Origin of the sequence: Haloparvum sedimenti, from assembly GCF_001462205.1 — an archaeon.
Lineage (GTDB): Archaea > Halobacteriota > Halobacteria > Halobacteriales > Haloferacaceae > Haloparvum > Haloparvum sedimenti.
This window is the reverse complement of the sequence record NZ_LKIR01000126.1, coordinates 81209-103380: the sequence shown is the minus strand read 5'-3', so window position 1 is coordinate 103380 and position 22172 is coordinate 81209. Positions and strand designations below refer to the sequence as shown.

The 22172-nt window shown below is 71.4% G+C and carries 27 protein-coding genes; 11 read left to right on the top strand and 16 right to left on the bottom strand.

The genetic code is table 11. From position 1 onward, the window contains the following. Positions 1–15 precede the first annotated feature (15 nt). The 4 genes from AN233_RS09925 (at position 16) to surE (ending at position 2715) form a co-directional block, all read left to right on the top strand. The gene (locus AN233_RS09925; protein WP_058366623.1) at positions 16–366 is read left to right on the top strand and encodes a hypothetical protein; all 351 of its coding nucleotides are present in this window, start codon (positions 16–18) and stop codon (positions 364–366) included. Positions 367–435: 69 nt separating this feature from the next. Next, positions 436–1119 carry an AzlC family ABC transporter permease gene (locus AN233_RS09920; protein WP_058366622.1) on the top strand — a complete coding sequence of 228 codons (684 nt, stop codon included), beginning with the start codon at positions 436–438 and terminating at the stop codon, positions 1117–1119. Further along, positions 1116–1457: an AzlD domain-containing protein gene (locus AN233_RS09915; protein WP_058366621.1), complete on the top strand. Its 342-nt coding sequence runs from the start codon at positions 1116–1118 to the stop codon at positions 1455–1457. The genes AN233_RS09920 and AN233_RS09915 overlap by 4 nt, the downstream gene beginning before the upstream one ends. Positions 1458–1866: 409 nt before the next feature. Further along, complete coding sequence (gene surE / locus AN233_RS09910; protein WP_058366620.1) at positions 1867–2715, top strand: 5'/3'-nucleotidase SurE; 849 nt, start codon at positions 1867–1869, stop codon at positions 2713–2715. A 20-nt stretch (positions 2716–2735) separates the two neighbouring features. Here surE and AN233_RS09905 read toward each other — a convergent pair whose 3' ends face one another. The 3 genes from AN233_RS09905 to AN233_RS09895 all read right to left on the bottom strand — a co-directional run bounded on the left by AN233_RS09905 (position 2736) and on the right by AN233_RS09895 (position 5882). Next, entirely contained in the window at positions 2736–3815 is a 1080-nt protein-coding gene (locus tag AN233_RS09905; protein WP_058366619.1) for a zinc-dependent alcohol dehydrogenase family protein, read from the bottom strand. Positions 3816–3915: 100 nt separating this feature from the next. Then, positions 3916–5412, bottom strand: coding sequence for a replication factor C large subunit (locus tag AN233_RS09900; protein ID WP_058366618.1), 1497 nt, complete (start codon positions 5410–5412; stop codon positions 3916–3918). Between the two features lie 65 nt (positions 5413–5477). Continuing rightward, entirely contained in the window at positions 5478–5882 is a 405-nt protein-coding gene (locus AN233_RS09895; RefSeq protein ID WP_058366617.1) for a YccF domain-containing protein, read from the bottom strand. A gap of 132 nt (positions 5883–6014) precedes the next feature. Between AN233_RS09895 and AN233_RS09890 the strand changes: the two genes are divergently transcribed. Beyond that, positions 6015–6419, top strand: coding sequence for a DoxX family protein (locus tag AN233_RS09890; protein WP_058366616.1), 405 nt, complete (start codon positions 6015–6017; stop codon positions 6417–6419). 51 nt (positions 6420–6470) lie between these two features. Here the strand turns inward: AN233_RS09890 and AN233_RS09885 are convergent, their stop codons facing one another. Both AN233_RS09885 and AN233_RS09880 read right to left on the bottom strand, forming a co-directional pair. Further along, positions 6471–6800, bottom strand: coding sequence for a hypothetical protein (locus AN233_RS09885; RefSeq protein WP_058366615.1), 330 nt, complete (start codon positions 6798–6800; stop codon positions 6471–6473). A 50-nt stretch (positions 6801–6850) separates the two neighbouring features. Next, positions 6851–7951, bottom strand: a complete 1101-nt coding sequence (locus tag AN233_RS09880; protein WP_080508422.1) for an asparaginase — start codon at positions 7949–7951, stop codon at positions 6851–6853. A gap of 111 nt (positions 7952–8062) precedes the next feature. Between AN233_RS09880 and AN233_RS09875 the strand changes: the two genes are divergently transcribed. After that, a complete protein-coding gene (locus tag AN233_RS09875) occupies positions 8063–8605 on the top strand; it encodes a DUF1684 domain-containing protein (RefSeq protein ID WP_058366614.1) in 543 nt (180 codons plus the stop codon). Between the two features lie 33 nt (positions 8606–8638). Here the strand turns inward: AN233_RS09875 and AN233_RS09870 are convergent, their stop codons facing one another. Continuing rightward, positions 8639–10198: an amidohydrolase gene (locus tag AN233_RS09870; RefSeq protein ID WP_058366613.1), complete on the bottom strand. Its 1560-nt coding sequence runs from the start codon at positions 10196–10198 to the stop codon at positions 8639–8641. 111 nt (positions 10199–10309) lie between these two features. After that, a complete protein-coding gene (locus AN233_RS17340; protein ID WP_176696674.1) occupies positions 10310–10450 on the bottom strand; it encodes a hypothetical protein in 141 nt (46 codons plus the stop codon). 119 nt (positions 10451–10569) lie between these two features. Between AN233_RS17340 and hmgA the strand changes: the two genes are divergently transcribed. Further along, the gene (hmgA, locus tag AN233_RS09865; RefSeq protein WP_058366612.1) at positions 10570–11784 is read left to right on the top strand and encodes a hydroxymethylglutaryl-CoA reductase (NADPH); all 1215 of its coding nucleotides are present in this window, start codon (positions 10570–10572) and stop codon (positions 11782–11784) included. A 15-nt stretch (positions 11785–11799) separates the two neighbouring features. Here the strand turns inward: hmgA and AN233_RS09860 are convergent, their stop codons facing one another. The 3 genes from AN233_RS09860 to AN233_RS09850 all read right to left on the bottom strand — a co-directional run bounded on the left by AN233_RS09860 (position 11800) and on the right by AN233_RS09850 (position 13712). Further along, on the bottom strand, positions 11800–12165 hold the full coding sequence (locus AN233_RS09860) for a hypothetical protein (RefSeq protein ID WP_058366611.1): 366 nt from the start codon (positions 12163–12165) through the stop codon (positions 11800–11802). A gap of 111 nt (positions 12166–12276) precedes the next feature. Beyond that, positions 12277–12819: a DUF5817 domain-containing protein gene (locus AN233_RS09855; protein ID WP_058366610.1), complete on the bottom strand. Its 543-nt coding sequence runs from the start codon at positions 12817–12819 to the stop codon at positions 12277–12279. Between the two features lie 95 nt (positions 12820–12914). Beyond that, complete coding sequence (locus tag AN233_RS09850; protein ID WP_058366609.1) at positions 12915–13712, bottom strand: ZIP family metal transporter; 798 nt, start codon at positions 13710–13712, stop codon at positions 12915–12917. A gap of 683 nt (positions 13713–14395) precedes the next feature. Here AN233_RS09850 and AN233_RS09845 point away from each other — a divergent pair. The 3 genes from AN233_RS09845 (at position 14396) to AN233_RS09835 (ending at position 16967) form a co-directional block, all read left to right on the top strand. Further along, positions 14396–14734: a cupin domain-containing protein gene (locus AN233_RS09845; RefSeq protein ID WP_058366608.1), complete on the top strand. Its 339-nt coding sequence runs from the start codon at positions 14396–14398 to the stop codon at positions 14732–14734. Between the two features lie 105 nt (positions 14735–14839). Further along, entirely contained in the window at positions 14840–16033 is a 1194-nt protein-coding gene (locus tag AN233_RS09840; RefSeq protein ID WP_058366607.1) for an ABC transporter substrate-binding protein, read from the top strand. 1 nt (position 16034) lies between these two features. After that, positions 16035–16967 (top strand): FAD-dependent oxidoreductase, encoded by a 933-nt coding sequence (locus AN233_RS09835; RefSeq protein WP_058366606.1) that lies wholly within the window; start codon positions 16035–16037, stop codon positions 16965–16967. Between the two features lie 159 nt (positions 16968–17126). Here AN233_RS09835 and icd read toward each other — a convergent pair whose 3' ends face one another. Beyond that, positions 17127–18389 (bottom strand): isocitrate dehydrogenase (NADP(+)), encoded by a 1263-nt coding sequence (gene icd, locus AN233_RS09830; RefSeq protein ID WP_058366605.1) that lies wholly within the window; start codon positions 18387–18389, stop codon positions 17127–17129. Positions 18390–18483: 94 nt separating this feature from the next. After that, positions 18484–19146 (bottom strand): metal-dependent hydrolase, encoded by a 663-nt coding sequence (locus tag AN233_RS09825; protein ID WP_058366604.1) that lies wholly within the window; start codon positions 19144–19146, stop codon positions 18484–18486. 138 nt (positions 19147–19284) lie between these two features. On the opposite strand from AN233_RS09825, the gene AN233_RS09820 reads away from it, so the two are divergent. Further along, the gene (locus tag AN233_RS09820; RefSeq protein WP_058366603.1) at positions 19285–20226 is read left to right on the top strand and encodes an isoaspartyl peptidase/L-asparaginase; all 942 of its coding nucleotides are present in this window, start codon (positions 19285–19287) and stop codon (positions 20224–20226) included. Between the two features lie 36 nt (positions 20227–20262). Here the strand turns inward: AN233_RS09820 and AN233_RS09815 are convergent, their stop codons facing one another. From AN233_RS09815 to AN233_RS18050, 4 genes are all read right to left on the bottom strand, one after another. Continuing rightward, a complete protein-coding gene (locus AN233_RS09815; protein WP_058366602.1) occupies positions 20263–20571 on the bottom strand; it encodes a hypothetical protein in 309 nt (102 codons plus the stop codon). Between the two features lie 48 nt (positions 20572–20619). Then, the gene (locus AN233_RS09810; protein WP_080508421.1) at positions 20620–21009 is read right to left on the bottom strand and encodes a hypothetical protein; all 390 of its coding nucleotides are present in this window, start codon (positions 21007–21009) and stop codon (positions 20620–20622) included. 52 nt (positions 21010–21061) lie between these two features. Further along, the gene (locus AN233_RS17700; RefSeq protein ID WP_218055078.1) at positions 21062–21295 is read right to left on the bottom strand and encodes a hypothetical protein; all 234 of its coding nucleotides are present in this window, start codon (positions 21293–21295) and stop codon (positions 21062–21064) included. Between the two features lie 133 nt (positions 21296–21428). Continuing rightward, a partial coding sequence (locus AN233_RS18050; protein WP_245626048.1) for an aldehyde ferredoxin oxidoreductase C-terminal domain-containing protein occupies positions 21429–22172 on the bottom strand: 744 nt, incomplete at its 5' end.

Below are 22172 nucleotides of genomic sequence, written 5' to 3'. Positions count from 1 at the left end.
TCCGAGGCGGGAGCGATGGCACCCATCGAATTCGTCGTCGGCGTGCTGATCGGCGGGAGCGCCCTCGCCGTCGGCGCGCACGTCGGCGCCTATCGGGACCGGTACGGCAGCAGCGACCTGGGGCACGCGGTGGTCACCGCGCTGCTCGGTGCGCTCGTGTGGGCGCTCCTCGCGTGGATCCCCCTGATCGGGACGCTGCTCGCGCTGGTCGGCTGGCTCGCGGTCGTGAAGCGGCGGTACCCCGTCGGCTGGCTCCGAGCGGCCGTCGTCGGTGCGGTCGCGTGGGCCGTCGCCGTGGTCGCGCTCGCGGCGCTCGAACTCGTCGGCGTCGGCGGGCTCTCTGCGGTCGGCGTCCCGGGCACCTAGCTCGGAATCCGGCGGGCCGCGGCGCGCCGGTTCGACACCGCTTTCACGGGCGCCGAGGTTCGATCCGGTATGCACGAGGACCTCCGTGCGGGCGTTCGGGACTCGGTCCCCATCCTGCTGGGGATCGCGCCGTTCGCGCTCGTGGCGGGGATCGCCGCGGTCGACGCCGGCCTGACGCCCGCGCAGGCGGTCGGCATGTCGGTGTTCGTCTACGCCGGAGCGTCCCAGCTCGCCGCGCTGGAGCTGCTCGGGGAGAACGCGCCGCTGGCGGTCGTCGTCGCGACGGCCGTCGTGATCAACCTCCGGATGGTGATGTACTCCGCCTCCATCGCGCCGCACTTCGCTCGGTACCGCCGCCGGACGCGGGCACTCCTCGCGTACTTCCTGACCGATCAGGCGTACGCGCTGTCGATCGCCGAGTACGCGGACGACGAGGCGGGCGAGCGCGACCGCCGCTACTACTACCTCGGCGTCGGGACGCCGATCTGGGTCGTCTGGGTCGTCGGCACGGTCCTCGGGATCGCGCTCGGCGCCGGCATCCCGGACTCGCTGGGGCTCTCCTTCGCCGTCCCGCTGGTGTTTCTGGCCCTGCTCGTCCCCGCGATGAAGGACCGTCCGACGACGGTCGCGGGCGGCGTCGGCGGCGCGGCCGCGGTCGTCGCGGCGGGGCTCCCGTTCAACCTCGGACTGCTCGTCGGGGCGGCCGTGGGCATTCTCGCCGGCCTGCTCACCGGGGTGGTGAGAAACCGATGACCGACTACGGACCGGTCGCGGTGTGGGGCGTCATCGCGGTCATCGGCCTCGCGACCTACGGGCTCCGGCTCTCCGTGATCCATCTGTTCGGGCGCATCGACGAGGTGCCGCCCCGGGCCGAGCAGGTGCTCCGGTTCGTTCCCCCGGCGGTGCTGGCGGCGCTGGTCGCCCCCTCGCTGGTGACGGTCGCGCCGACCCTGCCGGAGACGGTGCTCGACGAGCAGCTGCTCGCGGGTCTTGCGGCCGGCGTGGTCGCGTGGCGCACCGAGAACGTGTTCGCGACCATCGGCGTCGGGATGGGGGCGCTGTGGCTGCTGCGGTTCGTCGTGTTCGCGTAGGACGCACTCCGGGGGTGGTCCGATCGCCTGTGGTCGCGGGCTGCTGGGCTGCGACTCCCGTCGTTCCGCTCGACAGGCTCGCGGGAGCCTCGCTGTCGTCCGAAAATCGGGGATTTTCGGGATGACGGAGAGCTCGTTCTCTCGAACCACGCTCCTCGCTCTCCGCCGCGCGCGCCGACAGCTCAGCACCGCGGCGACACCAGCACGGCCACACCGAAACCGCCTCAGCACTGGAACCGCCACGGGCCGGAACCGCCACGGCACCGGAACCGCCACGACACCGCCACCGCCACGGGCTTGAGAAAATCGACGTTTCGGTTCGGTCTGCACCACCGGGTGTCGATAGCAGGGCGTCGCGGTAGAGATCCGTACCGGCGGCGTTTTCCCCTCGTCCGCACTACGCCCACGCATGGCCGATATCCTCCTCACCAACGACGACGGCATCGACGCGCTTGGGCTCCGCGCGCTCTACGAGGCGCTCGCGGACGACCACGACGTGACCGTCGTCGCACCGGCGACCAACCAGTCGGGGGTCGGCGGCGAGCGCTCCTGGTGGGACACGACGATCACCTACGAGGAGCACAAACTCGGGTACGCGGTCGAGGGGACGCCCGCGGACTGTGTCGCGGTCGCGTCCGTCGCGCTGGAGTTGGACCCCGACCTCGTGGTCGCGGGCTGTAACCACGGGCCGAACATCGGTGCACACATCATCGTCCAGTCGGGGACCGTCGGCGCGGCGATGGAGGCGGCCTTCCTCGACACGCCCGCGGTCGCGGTCTCGATGTACGACCGCGGGAACCTCCCCATCTCGCCAACGCCGGACGCGGCGGACTTCGCGCTCGCGGGCGAGGTGACCGCCGACCTCGTCGCGCGCTTCGAGCGCGAGGGCCTCCCGCTCGAGGCCGAACTCCTCAACGTCAACGTCCCAAGCGCGGACGACGAGGCGGCCGCGGACCCCACCTACCGCGTCACGGAGCCCGCGCGCGGCTTCGACGTGATGGAGTTCCACCCCGGCGACGAGGAGCCGGCGGAGGGCGGCTTCGCGGAGCGTCGCGGCGAGGCCGGGATGGAGCTGCGCGACCGCTTCTGGCGCGAGTTCCTCAGCGGCGAGGTGACCGACGACCTCGGCTCGGACCGCCGCGCGACCGTCGACGGCGAGGTGAGCGTCTCGCCGCTTTCCGCCTCCCACTCCGCGCTGGAGAACGGTCGCGGCGAGAAGGCGGGGACGGAGCTCGACCTCGGCGAAAGCGACCGATAGCGGCGGTCAGCCGTCGCGGCCTACCCCGAAAACTCCGTGACGACCTCGACGCCGGCGGTGCCGTAGTCGTCCATCGCGGCCAGCCGGTCCGAGACCTCCGAGAGCGCGACCTCCCGCGTCACCAGCGCGCCGGGGTCGACGCCGGCCGCCTCCACGAGGTCGAACAGGCGCCCGTAGTCGGTCGGCGGCATCCCCCGGGAGCCGACGAAGTCGATCTCCCAGCGCGTCATCCAGTCCGTCGGGAGCGACACCTCACCCTCCTCGGCGTCCGTCGTGAGCCCGACCTGCACGTGGGTACCACGGGGCTTCAGACACCGCACCGAGTTGCGACACGTCTCCGCGATGCCGAGCGCGTCCATCGAGACCGCGGCGCCGCCGTCGGTCGCGTCCCTGACCGCCTCGACGACCGCGTCGACGGCGTCGGCCGTCTCGCGAGCGTTCACGGTCGCGTCCGCGCCCAGCTCGACCGCCCGCCCCAGCGCGTCCTCGTCGAGGTCCACCGCCACGACCCGCGCGCCGAGCGCGCTCCCGATCTGGACCGCCGAGAGCCCGACGCCGCCGCAGCCGTGGACCGCGAGCCACTCGCCGCCCGAGAGGCCCGCCCGGTCGGCCAGCGCGTGGTAGGCGGTCATGTAGCGGCAGCCGAGCGCCGCGGCGTCCCGCGGGGACAGAAACGCCGGCAGTTCGACGGCGTTGTAGTCGGCGTTCGGCACGCGGACGTACTCCGCGAACGCGCCGGGCGCGGCCGCCTCGAACCCGAGCGCCGCGCCGTCGGCACAGACGTTGCCGTGGCCGGTCCGGCAGGCCGGACAGGTGCCGTCGCCGAGCGAGAACGGGACGACGACGCGGTCGCCCTCGCGCACGCGCTCGACGTTCGCGCCCGTCTCCACGACGGTCCCGGCGGGCTCGTGGCCGAGCGTCAGCCCGAGCGGGACCCGGTCGTCGGCCCACTCGCCGTGTCCCTTCCAGGCGTGCCAGTCGCTCCGGCAGACGCCGCACGCCTCCACCTCGACGACGGCGCCGTCCGGTCCCGGGTCCGGGTCCGGTACCTCGCGCACGTCGAGCGGTTCCCCATACGCCTCCAGCACGGCTGCGCGCATGCTCGTCGTGTCGGGCGGCCGGTGCTTAAAAATGTGTGCGGCGGCTCCGGCCGGTTGCGCCGATCAGTCGGACCCCGCCAACCGATTGCGCCGGCCGCGGTCAGACGAAGTCGCCGAGCCCCGACTGGCCGTCGTCGCTGTCGGCGTCGTTCCCGTCGTCGGTCGCGTCCGAACTCCCGGTCGCGTCGTCGGCCGCTGCGGTCGGCGCCGCGGCATCCCGCTCGTCGCCGCCGGCCCCCCCGTCCGCTCCCGCGTCGTCGCTCTCCCGCGTCGGAACGCCCGCGAAGGCGCCCTCGGCGTGCTCCTCCATCGCCTCCTCGCGGCGCGCCTGTGCCGCCTCGACGATGCCCTGAACCTTGTTGGTCGACTCGCCGGAGCCGGTGACGAACGACACTTCCGCCTCGTCCATGTCGTAGGCGGCGGCCATCCTGATCGTGAGCTCCTTCGGCTTGCAGTGGTGGGTCATCGCCTCCAGAAACGGGAGGACGCGGCGGCGCGCGATGTCCATGCTGCACCCCTCCGCCGCGGCGACCTTTCTGACCACCTCGTCGGCGGTCTTGTCCGAGGACGGCCAGAACTGCGGTCGGCCCCAGCGCGTCCAGCCGCCCTTCTCGCCGTCGCGGGCGGCCGCGACGCCCGCGGCCGCGTTGTCCGTCGCGTAGCGCCAGTAGGAGTAGTTCTGCGAGGCGCGGACGCGGCCGAGCCACACGTCGGCGTTCGCGAGGAAGTCGTACGCGCGCGTGGCCTCGTCGGCGTCGTACACCGTCAGCATGTTGTCCTCGACCCACTTGGTGAGGTCGTCCGGCGTCTCGTCGACGCTGTACGCGGACTGGAGCGCTTCCTCGGCGCCCTGTTCCTTGAGGACCGCGTCGAGGAACGGGAAGATCCCCATCGACTTGTCGCGGTCGCCGGTCACCACGTCGTCGAGGGTGACCGCGTCGCGTCCCTCCGCGATGGCCTGTAAGTCGTTGACCGCGCCGCGGAGGTCGCCCTTGTTGCGCTCCGCGATGCGCTGGAGCGCGTCCGACTCGAACTCGATCTCCTCGCGCCGGCAGATGTCGCGGAGGACGGGGACGATGGAGCGCGCGCCCACGTCCCGGAACTCGATCTCCTGACAGGCGTTGCGGAGCCCGCGGGACATGTCGTAGTACTCGTTGGCGATGAGCACGATCGGCTGGCCCGACTCCTTGACCAGCTTCGTGATCGCGGACTTGCCGCCGCGGTCGTAGTTGCCGTGGATGTTGTCGGCCTCGTCGAGGATGACGAGCTGTCTGCTCTCCGTGTCTCCGCCGGCCGCGCCGCCGCCCGCGGCCGACCCCGCGAGCGTGGCGTTGCGCGCCGCTCGCCCGGCGAACTGCTCGATCACGTCGCCCGTGCGTTTGTCGGAGGCGTTCAACTCCATCGTCTCCCAGCCCATGTCGTTGGCGAGCGCGTGGGCCGCGCTCGTCTTCCCGACGCCCGGGCTGCCGTGGAGGACGACCGCCTCGCGGTGATCGTCCCACGTGTCGGCCCACTCCTGGAGCTTGCCGGCGGCCTTGTCGTTGCCGCGGAGCTCCGAGAGGGAGGTCGGCCGGTACCGCTCCGTCCAGTCAGCCATTACCGGGGGAAGGTGCGAACGGCGTTTAGTGGTTGCGGAGCGGTGCGGGAGCGGAACTGCCCCCGTCAGTACTCGTACAGCGAGACCACGAACGGGAGCTTGTTGTACATCAGCACCGCGACCGGGAGCCCGACGATGCTGAGCGTGAACAGGTAGGCGACCGACATCCAGACGCCGCTGGCCCACCAGCCGACGAACACGAAGTAGACGCCGCGGACGGCGAGCCCGTACGGCTGCTCGCCGCTCCCGCCCTCGGCGTCGACGAGGTCCCGCTCCTTCAGCGAGAGGACCTTCGGGACCTTGTTGATCATCTTGATCCCTATCGGAATTCCGATGATCGTCACGTTCAGGAACCAGGCCACGCCGAGCCAGATCCCGGTCGCCCACCAGCCGACGAGCAGGAACCAGACCGCTCTGACGGCGAGCGACCGCTCGGTATCTCCGCCGCCTCGTGCAGCGTTCTCCTTCATGGCCTTTCGAAGGTGGAGGGGTGGACGGAAATACGCGGGGGTGGATCCCGCCCCCGCGTCTCGGCCGGTTCCCGCCGAGCCGCGTCCGACGCGACACCGCGATTTATGCGCCGGCCGGCCGAACGGGGCCACATGAGCAGTGACAGCGAGACGTCCGACGGATCGACGGAGAAATCCCCCTCTCGGCTCGGCCGCGTCCTGCTCGGGCTCGGGCTGGCGCTGCAGGCCTCCGAGGACTTCCGCGACATGGACGACACTGTGGAGTACGCGGAGTCCGCGGGCGTCCCGCTGCCCGACCTCGCGGCGCCGTTCGCCTCGGGGATGATGGTGGTCGCCGGACTGGGGATCGCGCTCTGGCGGCTCCCGCGGGTCGCCACCGGCGCGGCGGTCACCTTCCTGACGGTCGTGACGGCGACGATGCACGACTTCTGGAACGCCGACCCCGACGACCGCGACGGCGAACGGCTCGCGTTCTTCGGCAACCTCGCGATGATCGGCGGCGCGCTGGTGTTCCTGCGCGAGGCGTGGCGGCGCTGAGGGCGGCGGGCGGTGGTCGAGAGGTGAGCCCGAAGCGTCCGTGGACCGTCCCTACTCGCCGTCAGCGCGCTCGGCGGCGACGACCTCGCCGACCATCCTCCACCCCTCCTCCTCGGGGCCCTGCCGACCGAGCAGAATTCGCTCGTAGTCTTCGGAGCTTATGAGCCTGAACGCCGCGTCCGTGTCCGCGTCGACGCGCGTGCCCTCGCCGCGGAACTCGCGCTGGAAGAACTCGGTCGAGTCGAACCGGTAGACGCCCGACGCGGCGCCTTCGTCGCTCTCGTCGCCGCCGCCGTGCTCGCTGCCACCCTCCACGGTCAGTCGGACCGGGTCGGGCTGGACGTTGTGGATGCGCTTCGCGACCGGGTGGAGGTCTGCCATGCCCCCGACGACGCGGCGCGGCGAGTAAAGCGCGGCGTTCGGGCGCGGACTCAGACGCGCGGCGGCGCGGTCAGCAGGTCAGCGAGTGCGTCGCCGGATCGGCCGGCCGCGAAGCCGAGCGCGACCGCGATTCGTGCCTTCGCGGCCGGGAGGTCGTCCGCGAACGTGACGCCGTGGTCCGCGAGGGTGACGGCGCCGCCGGGCGTGCCGTAGACCGGCTCCGTCGGCCCCGCCGGAGAGCGCGAGGAAACGACCACGGGGACGGGGTTCTCAGACCCGAGCGCCTCGCCGACCGCGTCGCCGAGCGCCCCGGTGGCGTTGCCGAGCCCGGTGCCCTCGATCACGACCGCCTCGACGGACTCCGCGGCGAGCGCGCGCTCCAGCCCCGCCGCGCCGACGCCGGTGCCGGACTGGACGACGGGCACCTCCGGGACGGCGTCGGCGTCCGCCGCCCCGAGGTCGAGCGGCGGCGCGTCGACGCGCCGCGCGGGTTCGCGGTGGACCCGGACCGCGGCGCGGGTGAACTCCGCGACCGGGCCGCCGTTCGGCGACCGGAACGTCGAGAGCGCGTTCGTGTGGCCCTTGATCGCCTCGCGTGCGGCGTGGAGTTCGTCGTCGAACGCGACGTGGACGCCCGGCGCGTACCGCTCGTCCGCGGCGGCCCGGACCGCGGTCGTCAGGTTCGCGGGCACGTCGCTGGAAGGCTCGTCGAGCCGTCGCTGCGCCCCGGTCACGACCACCGGGACCGGGAGGTCGGTCAACAGGTCGAGCGCGAACGCCGTGTCCGCGAGCGTGTCGGTGCCGTGGGTGACGACGACGCCGTCGGCGCCGGTCTCCCCCGCAGATCCGTCGTCCGCGACCGCCTCGCGCGCCGCGTCCGCGGTCGCGAGCACGTCGCGCCAGCGCATGTCGAACCCGGGCTGGCCGCACACCTCGCGGGCCTCGACCCGCGCGTGGTCCGCGAGTGCGGGCACCGCCTCGACCAGTTCCTCGCCCGCCTTCGCCGGGGCCGCCCCGTCGTCGTCCGGTTCCGAGGCGATCGTTCCGCCGCAGGCCAGCACCGCCACGGTGGGGTGACCGTCGCCCGGGGCGTCGTTCGGATCGTCGCCCGGGTTGTCGTCCGGGTCGCCGTCGTCGACTGTGTCGCTCATACGTCCGCCACCGGCCTCGGAGGGAAAGGCGTTGAGTCGGCGGCACCGGCTGCCGGCGTCGCTCCGACGCGGACCACACGTCTGAAACCGCTGGCGACCGGATCGAGGAGTATGAGCGAGTACGCCGACGAACTGGTCGCGAACCGCGCGGAGAAGGACGACTTCTTCGCAGAGCACCCCCAGTCGCCGATCCCGCCCGAGCACCGGGACGACTTCTCGGGCCTGAACTACTTCGACCCCGACGAGGCGTACCGCGTCGCCGCGGTCGCGACGGTCCACGACGACCCCGAGCCGGTCGAGATGGAGACGACCGCGGGCGCGCCGGTCCGCTACCTCCGCGTCGTGACGTTCACGTTCGAACTGGACGGCGAGACGTACGAACTCGCCGGATACAGACAAGAGAGCGACGACGGCGAGGGGCTCTTCGTCCCCTTCCGCGACAAGACGACCGGCCAGGAGACGTACCGCCACGGCCGGTACATGGAGCTGGAGCCGGAGGGCGAGCTCTCCGACGGCGACCCCGTGACGCTGGACTTCAACCTCGCGTACAACCCCTTCTGCGCGTACAGCGAGACGTTCTCCTGTCCGCTCCCGCCGGAGGAGAACTGGCTGGAGACGACGATCCGGGCCGGCGAGCGGACGACCGACTTCTGACTCGCGACGGATCGTCGGGGCGGCCGACCGCGATTATCGTTCGTAGACGACCTCGCCGTCCACGACCGTCATCGTCACGTCCATCTCCCGGATCCCCTCGGGGTTCTCCCACGGTGAAGCCTCCAACACCGCGAAATCGGCCCGGTTACCCGGCTCGACCGTTCCGAGTCGGTGTTCGTCGAACCCGGCGTAGGCTGCGCCGCTGGTGTACGCGCGCAGGGCCTCGGTCACCGACAGCCGCTGCGCCTCCGCGGGCGCGTTGACCGCCCAGTGGACGCCGAGAAGCGGGTCCATCGGCATCCCGTCCGAGCCGAACGCGAGGTGGACCCCCGCGTCGAGCAGGTCGCGGTAGCGGTTCGTCTCCGCGGTCCGGTCTCCGATGCGCGACTCGTAGAGTCCTCCGGCGTCCGCCCACTTGAGGAAGTTCGGCTGGACGCTCGCGACCGCCCCGGTTGCCGCGAGGCGTTCGATGGCCTCGTCGCTCGCGAGCTCGACGTGCTCGACGCGATGGCGGGCCTCGCCGGGGTCCGCGGCCGGAGGCTCGGCGGCCGTCTCGTAGGCGTCCAGCACCGCGTCGATGGCCACGTCGCCGATGGCGTGGGCGGTGAACTGGAACCCCTCGGCGGTCGCGGCCGCGACGTGCTCGGCCAGTTCCTCGGGGTCGACGACCCACTGGCCGGTGGCGTTTTCGGCATCAGCGGGGGCATCCTCGTACGGCTCAGAGAGCTTCGCGGTCCGGCCGCCGAAGCTCCCGTCGGTGTACGACTTCACCGCGCCGACCTGCACGAACTCGGAGCCGGCGTTCGTCGTCAGTCCGGTCTCCGCGAGCGCGTCGAGGTGGTCGGTCCAGTAGTTGATCCGGACGCGCGCTGTCAGCTCGCCTTCCTCGTCCAAGTCGCGGTAGACGCGGGGGGCGTGGGAGTTGCGGACCATGTCGTGGAAGCCCGTGATCCCCTTCGCCGCGCAGTCCGCGAGCGCGGCCTCCACGATGTCGCGCGTCTCCGCCGGGCCCGGTTCGACCGCCTCGTAGACGGGGTCGATCCCCTCCTCGAGCAGGACGCCGGTCGGCTCGCCGTTCTCCGTGGGGAGACAGTCGGCGGGCACCTCGTCCGCGAAGCGGTCCAGCACGACGGAGTTCACGGAGGCGACGTGCATGTCCTCGCGGAAGGCGACCACCGGGCGGTCGTCGTCGACGGCGTCGAGGTCCGCGCGCGTGAGGTAGCGCGCCTCGGTCCACGTCGACTCGTCGTAGCCGTAGCCGAGCACCCACTCGTCGGGACCGCACTCGGCGGCGCGCTCGGCCAGCAGGTCGACCGCGTCGCCCGGCGAGTCGGCCCCGGAGAGGTCGGCGTGGACGAGGTAGCGCCCGACGGTGGTGAGGTGGGTGTGCGCGTCGACGAACCCCGGGAGGAGGACGCGGCCATCGAGATCGACCACGTCGGTCTCGGCGCCGGCGAGGAAGGACACGTCGTAGCTGTCGCCGACGCGGACGACCGCGCCGTCGCGGACGGCGACCGCCTCGTGCGTCTCGTCGGGGTCGGCGAGGGTGTGGACCTCGCCGTCGAGAAAGACCCGGTCTGCGGGTGCGCTCATACCTCCGGGGCGGGGGCCGCGGAGGTTAACGGTTCGGGAAGCGGGCGGTTCGGCAACGGCCGCCTCCCGAACCGTCAGTTGCCGGACCGCGCCGCGAGGTCGGGGACCGCGTCAGAAGATCCCCTCGAACGCCCCGCGGAAGACGACGAGCGCGATGCCCGCCAGCACCACGAGAGCGATGAAGGTGAAGCCGATGATCGCCGCCCGCCGCCACGTGAGCGCGTCTTCGTCGCCGAGGAAGTCGAGCACCATACCCCTTGAGTCCCCCAGGGAGACCTTGAAGGTAGCGACCCGGACCGGCGCCGAGTGGGTCCACCGCACCGGTTCCGCGAACCGACACGCCTTAACGGTCGCCGGAACCACACTCGCGCATGACCACCGCCGAGGACCTGGCCGCCCGCGTGCGCGAGGGCGACCTGCGCCTGCACGAACTGGAGGAGCACGCGGACGCCGACACCGCGACCGCGGCGCGCCGCCTCATCGTCGCCGAGCAGTCCGGGGCCGACCTCGAGACTGCGGGCGCGTACGCCTTCGACGCCGCCGACGCCGACCCCAACATCGAGAACATGGTGGGCGCGGTGCAGGTGCCGATGGGCGTCGCGGGACCGGTCCGGATAAACGGCGGCGCGCTCGCCGGCGAGCGCTACCTCCCGATGGCGACCACCGAGGGGGCCTTGGTCGCCTCGATCAACCGCGGCTGCTCCGTCATCAACGCCGCCGGCGGCGCCACCGCCCGCGTGACCAAGTCCGGGATGACCCGCGCCCCCGTCTTCCGCGTCGCGGACGTGGCCGAGGCCGAGGCGCTCGTCTCGTGGGTCCGAGACAACGAGGCCGCGCTGCGGGAGGCCGCGGAGGCGACCACGAGCCACGGCGAGCTGCTCGACGTGACGCCGTACGTCGTCGGCAACAACGTCTACCTGCGGTTCCGCTACGACACGAAGGACGCGATGGGGATGAACATGGCCACCATCGCCACGGGCGAGGCCTGCGACGTGGTGGAGGCGGAGACCGGCGCCTCGCTGGTCGCGCTCTCGGGTAACCTCTGTTCGGACAAGAAGCCCGCCGCGGTCAACGCCGTCGAGGGACGGGGACGCTCGGTCACCGCGGACGCCACGATCCCCCGGGAGGTCGTCGAGGAGCGACTCCACACCACGCCCGGCGCGGTCGCGGAGATCAACACCCGCAAGAACCTCGTCGGCTCCGCGAAGGCCGGGTCGCTCGGCTTCAACGCGCACGTCGCCAACGCGGTGGCGGCGATGTTCCTCGCGACGGGCCAGGACGAGGCGCAGGTCGTCGAGGGGGCGAACGCCATCACCACCGCGGAGGTGACCGACGACGGCGACCTCTACGTCTCCGTCTCGCTGGCCAGCCTCGAGGTGGGGACCGTCGGCGGCGGCACGAAGCTCCCCACCCAGGCCGAGGGGCTGGAGGTGCTGGGCGTCCGCGGCGGCGGCGACCCCGCGGGCGCGAACGCGGACGCGCTCGCGGAGGCAATCGCGACCGGCGCGCTCGCGGGCGAACTCTCCCTGTTGTCGGCGCTCGGCTCGCGGCACCTCTCCTCGGCGCACGCGGACCTCGGCCGCTGACGGCGCCCGCACTCCTCACCGCCGGCCCGACGGTCCGGTGCGCGACCGGGGGATGCGCCGGCCGACCACGTCGCGCACCAGCAGGAACCCCCCCGTGCTTAGACACAGCAGCCCGACCAGCGCGCCGAGCCCCTCCGGGACCGCGGCGACGACGACGAACCCGACCCCCGCGAGCAGATGCGTTCCGGCTTGCACCCCGTATCCGTCCCGAGCGTAGGCGGCGGCCGCGGCGAGGAACGCGGCGCCGCAGACGGCGAGCGCCAATCGGACTACCGAGACCGCCGTCGGCGCCGGGTCCAGAAACGCCACCGCACCCCCGCCGAGCAGTGCTGCTCCGAGGACCGCTCCCGTCAGCCCCAGCGCGCGACGCCCGCCGATCATCGTGGTAACAATAGACAATGACAGGGCATAAACGTGAGTCAGACGCACGCGTGCCGTGTGTCTGTCCGGGATGGGTCCGATGACCGATCCGTTCGGAATCGTCACACCTCGCTACAGCACCCGGTAGCGGCCGCGCGACTCCGAGAGCTCCCCCCGTCGCGTGAGGCGGTCGAGTATCTCGCGAGCGCGTTCGGGGGGAACGCCGTGCTCGCTCGCGAGGTCCACGATCGCCTCCGCGGTCGGATCCTCGGCGTCCTCGACGGCGTCTCGGACGACTTCCGTCCGCGAGCGCGAGTCGCCGCTCGACCGCCCTTCGCCGCGCTCCGCGCGCTCGCCGGCCGCCGCGACCGCGTCCGTGTCGAGCCCCGACGCCTCCAGGTACTCGTCGTCGTCGACGCCCGCCTCCTCGACGCGCGCCTCCAGGTCCGCGACGTGGTCGACCTCCGCGAACGCCTCGCTGGCGTCGTGTTTCTTCGCGAGCAGCGCCGACCGGGCCTGCTGGGCAGCCGTCCGGTCCTCGGACTCGAAGAAGCGCTTCAGCTTCGCCGTGCGATGGGTCTTCCCGCACCGGGGGCACTGGGCGGTCTCGCTCGTCTCCGGGTCCGTGACGAGCCACATGGTCGCGCACTCGTTGCAGCCGACGACCGCGTACATGGACGGGCGTTTCGCGGCAACGGTTTTCAACCCTCGGGAGCGCGGCGGCCGGTGGTGACCGGGACAGCCCTCCGACCGCGCGGTGGTCGGCGCGGTCAGACGAAGTTCAGCGGGACCATCAGCAGCGCGCCGGCGACGGCGCCGCCGACGAACTCCGGCTTCCCGCCGCTTGGGAGCTCCGCGCCGAGTTCCATCGCCTCCGGGACGAACTCCGTGAGCACGAGGTAGATCATCGCGCCCGCGGCGAACCCGAAGCCGTACGGGAGGACATCCCGCGCGAGGCGGACGAAGGTGAACGCGACCGCCGCGCCGATCGGCTGGGGCAGGCTGGAGAAGACCGCCCACCAGACCATCTTCCAGCGGGAGACGCCCATCGCCCGCAGCGGGATGGAGATCGCGGTCCCCTCCGGGACGTTGTGGATCGAGATGGCGACGGTCATGAACACCGCGAGCACCGGAACGGTGAACCCGACGATGGTGGTCCCGCCCTCGATGCCCAGGTCCGCGAAGGAGACGCCGACCGCGATCCCCTCGGGAAAGCTGTGGACCGTGAGTACGCCGAGGATCAGGAGCAGCTTCTTGAAGTCCGCCTCCTCGTACTGGCGCGGGTCGACCTCCGCGTTCGTGATGACGTTGTGGGCCGACACGACGAGCAGGACGCCCGCGGCCATGCCGACAGCGAGCTCCGCGGGCGTCCCCTCAGCGAGCCCTTCCCGGAGCAGTCCGAACAGCGATGCGGAGATCATGATCCCGGAGGAGAACCCCCAGAGCACGACGTTCATCCGGTTGTTCACGTCCCGGACGAAGAAGAACGGGATCGCGCCGAGCCCGGTCGCGAGCGCGGTGACGAGCCCCGCGAGCGTCACCAGCAGGAGGTTCTCGAGGAAGGCCACGGCTCGGACCGCGCTTCGACGCGCGGCGATAAAGCCCCGGTGGTCGCGGTGCACGGGACCGGAACCTTACGGTGGGTCTGCCCTCGCGGGCCGGCGGCGGTGTGCAGGGTGGTGCTGGTGCGGTGCTGGTGCGGTGCTGGTGCGGTCGCGGTGCTGGTGCGGTCGCGGTGCTGGTGCGGTCGCGGTGCTGTGCTGTTGGCGCGCGCCGCGGCGACCGCGGAGCGTGTCGCCGCGACCGCGCGAGGGAGGTCGCGGGCCGGCCGCCTGCGGTGCGGTGCTGTTCCGCGGCCGGCCCGCGGCCGAGGTTGGGGAGGTGCGAGGCTGCTGTGCGGTCGCGGGGCGGTTGCGGTGCGGTCGCGGGGCGGTTGCGGTGCGGTCGCGGTGCGGTCGCGGTGCGGTCGCGGTGCGGTGGGTGGGACTGAAAGGGGCAGCCGGATCGATCCGGCTGGGCTTTCTGGATGTTGCTGTCAAGATCAGCAGCACCTGCACCAGATCCCGATCAGTAGCAGGGAGAGTCGGGTGGGGCTTTTCGGGCGTTGCTGACCAGACCAGCAGGATCAACGGCAGTTACAGAAAAACGCCGTAGAGAGAGTCGACCGGGGCGTTCCGACCGGCGCGGTCCGGACCAGTAGGGTCCCCGTTCGCGCCCGGAGCTTTATGCCGTCCCGCCTCCCTCCACCCGTATGGACATCGTACACGAGGACGAGACGAAGCCCGTGGAGGCGGTCCCCGGGGTCCACCTCACGCAGGAGGCTACCGGCGAGGAGACGAGCGTGCAGGGATTCACCATCGCGCCCGGCGCGGAGGTCCCCGTCCACAGCCACGAACACGAGCAGGCGGGCGTCATCACGCAGAGCACGCTCACGTTCCTCGTCGACGGCGAGGAGCTGCTGGTCCACGAGGGCGACTCCTACGTCATCCCCGGCGACGAGCCCCACGCCGCGCGCAACGACACGGAAATTCCGGTCGAGGGCTACGACATCTTCTCGCCGCCGCGGCCGAACCCCGACTGGCAGGACTAGCGGGACTGAGGACCCTGCGGGCGGCGTTCTCGACGACCGGTCGCGTTCCGCCACCGTGCTCCGCGGATCGGAACCGATATAGGGTTTTAGGCAGGCCTAAAAGATATGTCGTCAGACGACAGCACCGACGGACCGACGCGCAGACGGTACCTCGCCTTCGGTGGGGCCATCGCGACCGGCGCGCTCGCGGGCTGTACCGGAAGCGGTGAGGATCCGTCGGCGGAGCCGGAGGGGACTGAAGCCGAACCGACGCCGACCGACGCGCCGGAGACGCCGACCGAGACGGACGTCGAGGCGGGAGACGAGGGCGCCTACGAGATGACGATGGAGCCGGTCGGGACCGTGGCGTTCGAGTCGGTTCCGGAGACGTGGTTCCCGTACACGGGCGACTACGCCGACATGGGCGTCGCGCTCGGGCAGGCGGACGGGCTCGCGGCGGTCGGCGTGAAGGCGCGGTTCGCGTCGCACCTCTACGAGGAGCTGCCGGGCGTCTCCGTCGACGAGGAGTCGCTCGTGGAGCTGTGGCAGAACGGCACCGACAAGGAGGCGTTCTACGAGCTCGACGCGGACGTCCACGTCATCGACCCGAACTTCATGGTCAACCGGCTGCAGTGGAGCCGCGACGAGGTCGCCGAGATCGACGAGAACGTCGGCCCGTTCCTCGGCAACACGATATTCTCCCACGTCTACGACTGGCACGACTACCCGTACTACGACCTCTACGAGGCCTTCGAGAAGCTCGCGGAAGTCTTTCAGGAGCGCGAGCGGTACGAGGCGTTCGCGTCCTACCACGACGAGGTCATCGCGGACGTCGAGTCGCGGCTCCCCGAGGACCGCCCGGACGTGGCGGTCGTCTACCCCGAGCAGGTGCCGCCGGAGTCGTACTACCCGTACCTGATCGGCGAGGGAACCCAGTCGAAGCACTGGCGCGACCTCGGCGTCGGCGACGCGCTGGCGGAGCACGGGGTCACCGACGCGCAGGCCGGCGGCGCGACGATCGACTACGAGACCTTACTGGAGATCGACCCCGACGCGCTCGCCGTGCGCCTGCAGGGCGAGATCACCCCGGAATACTTCGACGAGGAGATCCGCTCGCACCTGGAGTCCCACGACGTGGCCAGCGAGCTCACCGCGGTACAGAACGATCGCGTGGTCTACGGCGGCGTCACCTATCAGGGGCCGGTCGTCCACATGTTCCAGCTCGAACGCGCCGCGCAGGCGCTGTACCCGGACGCGTTCGGGAGCGAGGAACTGTTCGACCGCGACCGCGTCGCGGCCATCGTCAACGGGGAGTTCTGACGTGGGCGACGCCGAAGCCGAGAGCGATCGGGAGGGGTCCGGCGCCGACCGAGACGTAGTGGTCGTCGGGGGCGGGCCGGCCGGCAGCGCGGCCGCGGTCTTCACCGCGCGGTACGGCCTCGACACGCTGGTGTTCGACCGCGGCAACGCGGCGCTCCCGCGCTGTGCGTACCTGGAGAACTACCCCGGCTTCCCGGGCGGGATCCCGGTCGACGCGTTCCGCGACCTCCTCGACGAGCACGTCCGCGAGGCCGGCGCGACCATCGAGGCGGAGCTGGTGGAGCGCGTCGACCGCTCCGAGGAAGGGTTCGTCGTCGAGACGGACGAGGGGACGACCGTCACGGCCGAGAGCGTCGTGGCCGCCTCGTGGTACGACGGCTCCTACCTGCGCCCCCTCGACGAGGGCGACATGTTCACCGAACAGGAGCATCACGGCGAGGTGGAGGAGCGGTTCGACCCGACCTACCCGGACGCGGACGGGCGGACCGACGTGACGGGGCTCTACGTCGCCTCGCCCGCGGACGACCGGAGCGCGCAGGCGGTCGTCGCCGCCGGCAACGGCGCGCACGTCGCGCGCGGTCTGATCGCCGACCGGCGGCGCGAGGAGGGGTTCACCGGCGAAGTCGTCGACCACTACGACTGGCTCCGTCAGGATTCGGAGTTCTCCGGCGAATGGGCCGAACGCGACCGCTGGCGCGAGTGGTTCGACAACGAGACCGAAGGCGAGACGGACACCCCCGAACACCGGGAGCGCCGCGAGCGCTACATCGACCGCGCCTTCGAGACACGGCGGACGCCCGAGGAGGTCGAGGACCTGGCCGAGCGCGGTCTCCGGCGCTTCGTGGAGACGGTCGGCACCGACCGCGTGCTCGACGCGCTGGACGAGGAAGCGATCCGCGAGCACCTCGCGGAGGCCGAAGAGACGGACGACTGACGGGCGGTTCGCAGGGGCCCCACCGGCAGCTCCCCGCTACGGGGCGCGGTCTCGGGTCCGTTTGACTCCGCGTCGCGGCGGGGATCACGACGCGTCGTCAGCAGCTTCGCAGCGTTGCAGCGTTTCAAAAAAGCGGGCGAATCGGACGCCGGATGCCGTCTACGCGAGCTTCTCGATGTTGTCGACGACCGCCTCGGCGAACTCGGAGGTGGCGAGCTTCTCGCCGCCCTCGATCTGGCGGTGGAGGTCGTAGGTGACCTTGCCGGAGGAGATGGTCTCCTCGACGGCGTCGCGGACGAGGTCCGCGGCGTCGGACCAGCCGAGGTAGTCGAGCATCTCGCGGCCGGAGAGGATCATCGCGGTCGGGTTGACCTTGTCCTGACCGGCGTACTTCGGCGCGGAGCCGTGGACGGGCTCGGCCAGCGCGCGGCCGTGACCGTAGTTGACGCCGGGCGCGATGCCGAGGCCGCCGATCTGGGCGCCGGCGGCGTCGGACATGTAGTCGCCGTTGAGGTTCATCGTCGCGATGACCGAGTAGTCGCTCGTCCGCGTCAGGAGCTGCTGGAGCATGTTGTCGGCGATGCGGTCCTTGACGACCACGGTGTCGTTGGGCTGCTCGCCGTCGTACTCGTCCCACAGCTCGTCCTCGGTGATGAGCTCGTCGCCGTACTCTTCTTCGGCCAGCTCGTAGCCCCAGTCGCGGAACTGCGCCTCGGTGAACTTCATGATGTTGCCCTTGTGGACGAGCGTCACCGAGTCGCGGTCGTTCGCGAGCGCGTAGTCGTACGCCTCGCGGATGAGCCGCTTGGAGGCGTATTCGGAGATGGGCTTGACGCCGATACCGACGGGGCCGTCATGGATGACGTCGGCCACGTCCATCTCGTCCTCGAGGAAGTCACGGACCTGCTCGACGTCGTCGGTGCCGGCCTCCCACTCGATGCCGGCGTAGACGTCCTCCGTGTTCTCACGGAAGGTGATCATGTCCATCTCCTCGGGGTTCTTCACCGGGGACGGGACGCCGTCGAGGTGGTAGGTCGGGCGGACGTTCGCGTACAGGTCGAGCGTCTGGCGGAGCGCGACGTTGAGCGAACGGAAGCCGGAGCCGACCGGCGTCGTCATCGGGCCCTTGATCGCGACGCGGAACTCGCGGATGGCGTCGACGGTGTCGTCGGGGAGGTTCTCGTCGTACTTCTCGCGGGCGCTCTCGCCGCCGTACACGCGCATCCAAGCGATGGAGCGGCCGGTCGCCTCGGCGGCGGCGTCGAGCACCTTCTGGGCGGCGGGACCGACGTCGGTCCCGATACCGTCACCGTGGAGGATCGGGATGATCGGGTTCGCCGGCACGTCCAGCTCGCCCGTCTCCTCGTCGGCGAGGGTGATCGCCTCGCCCTCTTCGGGCACGTCGACCTTGTCGTAGCTCATGAACGTTCGTGGCTTCTTGGAGCGCCCTAAAGTGCCTGCCGCTTTTGCTCCCGACCGCGAAGACTGCCGCAAACGGACGCGTGCGTCGAGTTCCTCACTCGCCTCGCCGCGCTTCCAACAGCCGGAAGCCCGCGGTCGCGTAGCCCGCCAGCGCGATCACCATGTACGTCCCGCGGTCGAAGACGTAGCCGATCCGCTCGGTGTCCTCGTCCGCGTCCGGGCCCATGTCCGCGTAGGTCCAGTAGTGCTGCTCCCCGGTCGACCCGCGGCTATGGTCGCTCCCGACCGCGGTCCCGCCGTCGGCGGTCCGCTCGAACTCGATGAACGTCTGCTCGAAGCCGCGCTGGTCGGAGATCAGCAGGTGTCCTGACAGGTCGATGAACTCGTCGTGGACGGGCCACAACAGGTTCGCGCCGTTGAAGAAGGCGTCCAGCAGCACGGCCGCGACGATCCAGCCGCCGAAGAGGCTCACCCACGCGAGCCGCCAGCCTCCCGGCCCCCAGCGGGCCAGGATCCGTGAGTCGGCTCCGCGCCGTACGTCGACCCACGCCGCGATGAGCAGCACAGAGGGGACCAGCAGGTTGTGGAGCACGGCGCGGTGACCGCCGTCGATCAACCACAGCCCGATGAACGTGTCCAGGTCCGGGACGACCGCGGCGCCGACCACGACCGCCAGCGCGCGAGCGTCGAAGTCGTCCGTCAGCAGCGCCGCCGCGAGCAGCGCCGCGAACCCGGCGTGGATCAGCGTCGAGGGCATATGCGGTGGTAGTCGTTCACAGGGATAGCGCTTCCGCGGGCTGGGCCCGACCAGACAGGCCGCCGTCGGTGACCGCTCGACCCGGCCGCCCCGACCGCTTCCCCGAGGCTTAACCCCGTCCCACGAATCCTCCTGCGTATGCGAGTCATCGTTCACGGCGGCGCGGGCGGGAGCCCGGACGAGCCGGAGCCGCGACAGGCGGTCCTTGACGAGGCGGCGGCGACGGGGACCGAGGCCGGGCGTCCGCTCGACGCGGTCGAGGCGGCGGTGCGGGTGCTGGAGACGAACCCGCGGTTCAACGCCGGCGTCGGCGGCGCGGTCCAGTCCGACGGCGTCGTGCGCACGGACGCGGGCCTGATGACCTCGGACCGCGCGGTCGGGGCGGTCTGCTCGATGCCGGGCGTCGAGCACGCCGTCTCCGCGGCGCGCGTCGTGCTGGAGGAGACACCGCACGTGTTCGTCTCCGGCGAGCACGCGGTCGACCTCGCGGCGGAGTTCGGCGTCGAGACGGGCGTGGACCTGCTGACCGCCGAGAAGCGCGAGCGGTTCGCCGAGGAGAACCCGCCACAGGGCGGCCCGCGCGAGCACCTCGACTGGCTGCACGAGCGGTTCGGGTCCGGGAGCGATCAGGCCGGCGGAAGTGGCGGGGACGGAGCGGGCGTCACCGACCGCGCCGGCGGGGGGCGCGACGAGCGCGAGGCGCCCGACCACGACACCGTCGGCGCGGTCGCGTTCGACGGCGAGACGTTCGCGGCCGCTACCTCGACGGGTGGACGGTCGTTCGCGCTCGCGGGCCGGGTCGGGGACGTACCGCAGGTCGGCTCCGGCTTCTTCTGTTCGCCGGCGGGGGGCGCAAGCGCCACGGGAGCCGGCGAGGACATCGCGCGCGTCACGCTCACCCGGCGGGCGGTGCGGTATCTGGAGGAGGGGTCGAGCGCGCAGCGGGCCGCCGACCGCGCGCTCGCCGAGTTCGGCGAGATCACCGGCTCCGGAGCGGGCCTGATCGTCCTCGACGACGCCGGTGCCGGGAGCGCGTTCAACACCGACGGGATGCAGACGAGCGTCGCGGCCGACTTCTGACCGCGGGCAGTCGATCCCCGCGACGCCCCGTGTCCGTCAGGCTCGGGCGTCCTCGTCGGCGGCATCCTCGTCGATCGAGGAGTCCGGCGCGCCGGACGACCGCGTGAACGCTTCGCGTTCGCGGGCGTCGGCGAGGCGCTGATGGCCGTCGGCGACCGCCTCGACCGCCGCGAGCAGTCGGTAGGCGATGAAGCCGAGGGCGACGAGCGCGACGAACAGCACGCCGGCGAGGATGCGCGCCCGTATGAAGACGCTGTACACCAGGACGATGACCGAGAGGGCCGCGAGCGCGGTCCCGAGCGGCGTGCGGAGGGCCTTCGAGAGAGTGAGCGGGGAGTATCCCATACCGGCAGCCATCCGACGGTACGGACTTAAGCGATACGGCGGAAGCGTTCAGTCGAACGAGTTCTCACGGCGACGCACGTGCAGGTTCACCGCGACGCCGACGGCGGCGCCGACCGCCACCGCGACGATCACCACGGTCGCGGTCGACAGGAAGGGCCGCGCCGCGGAGACGGCGTACCGGACCGCGAACAGCGCGAGCGCGGCGTAGCTCACCGCGGCGACGCCGGCCAACGCGCCCCGCACCGGGGGCGACGCAACGCGGGAGAGACGGCGATGAGCGAGTCCGGCCGCCACGACTCCCGCCACGAGGCCCGCGGGGAGTCCGAGAAACAGCGAGAACTCGACGGCCGACGCCGCGAGTTCCGTCACGACGGCGGTGGCGACGAGGAACGCTGTCAGGCCGACGCCGAGAACGGTGACCGTACGCGAGAGGGACATACCCATTGCCTCTCCGCCGAGCCGATTAGCGCTTGCGGCGATAGTGGCGGTTTCAGAACGCCCCGATCAACGTCGAGACCTCGTCGAGCGACCGATTCAGTCCCATTCCCCCGTCGACTGTCGTTGTGCGGTGAGGTTTTTTGTAGCTGTGGTTGCGGTGCTGATGCGGTCGCGGTGCTGATGCGTTGCTGTCGCTGGGCAGTTTTCTGTCGACGTCGTGGTACCGCGGCGGCGCGAGGGCGCGAAGCGCCCGCAGCGCCGACCGCGGCCCCTTTTTGATCGACATTGTTCAAGGCTTGCGAGACCCGACGGGTCTCGCTGATCCCCGAGCAGAGCTCGGGGAGATGGGTGAGCGCGGCGCTCGCGCCGCGCAAACCCGACGCAGAAAAATGTCGAGATGAAAGGTCGGTCCCGGTCGATCAATCGTCCGCGGGCGCGCCGGTGCCGCCCGTGGAGACGCCGGTGCCGGGGCCGACGCCGATGCCGAGGTCGTCCAGTTTCTCGTCGGGGACGACGCCGTCGACCCAGCCGCGGTGGTCGTAGTACTCCGCCTTCATCTCGTCGAGCTCGCAGAGCTCGCCCTCGCTGGCGCCCTGTCCCGGGATCGCGTCCGGGTGCCCGTCGAGGAAGCGGTTGGGGAGCGTGTCGTCGTCGCCGTCGAAGCCGGCGAGGTTGTTGTAGTAGCGCTCGAGGTTGTAGACGCGCTCGCCCGCCTCGAACAGCTCGTCCTCGGTCACGTCGCGGCCGGTCATGCCGTTGTACTGGAGGACGTACTCCTCGATCCCCTCCGCGAAGGCGTTGAACTTGCAGATGTCGAAGGAGTCCGACACCGCGTGCAGGTCCTGGAAGGTGGCGGTGAGCTCGCCCTTCCCTTCCCACTCGTAGGGGTCGACCTTCTCGGGGACGCCGAGGATCTCGGCCGCGGGCGTGTAGGCCCGCAGGTGGCACGCGCCGCGGTTCGAGGTGGCGTACGCGATGCCCATGCCCTTCATGCAGCGCGGGTCGTAGGCGGGGATGGTCTGGCCCTTGACGGAGAGCTTGTTGTCGTGTGCGCCCACCTCGTCGGCGACGCGCTCGGCGCCCTCCGCGAGCAGGTCCGCGAGGTCGCCCTCACGGTGCGCGATGGACTCGATGAGGTCGACCATCTCCGTCGAGTCGCCCCA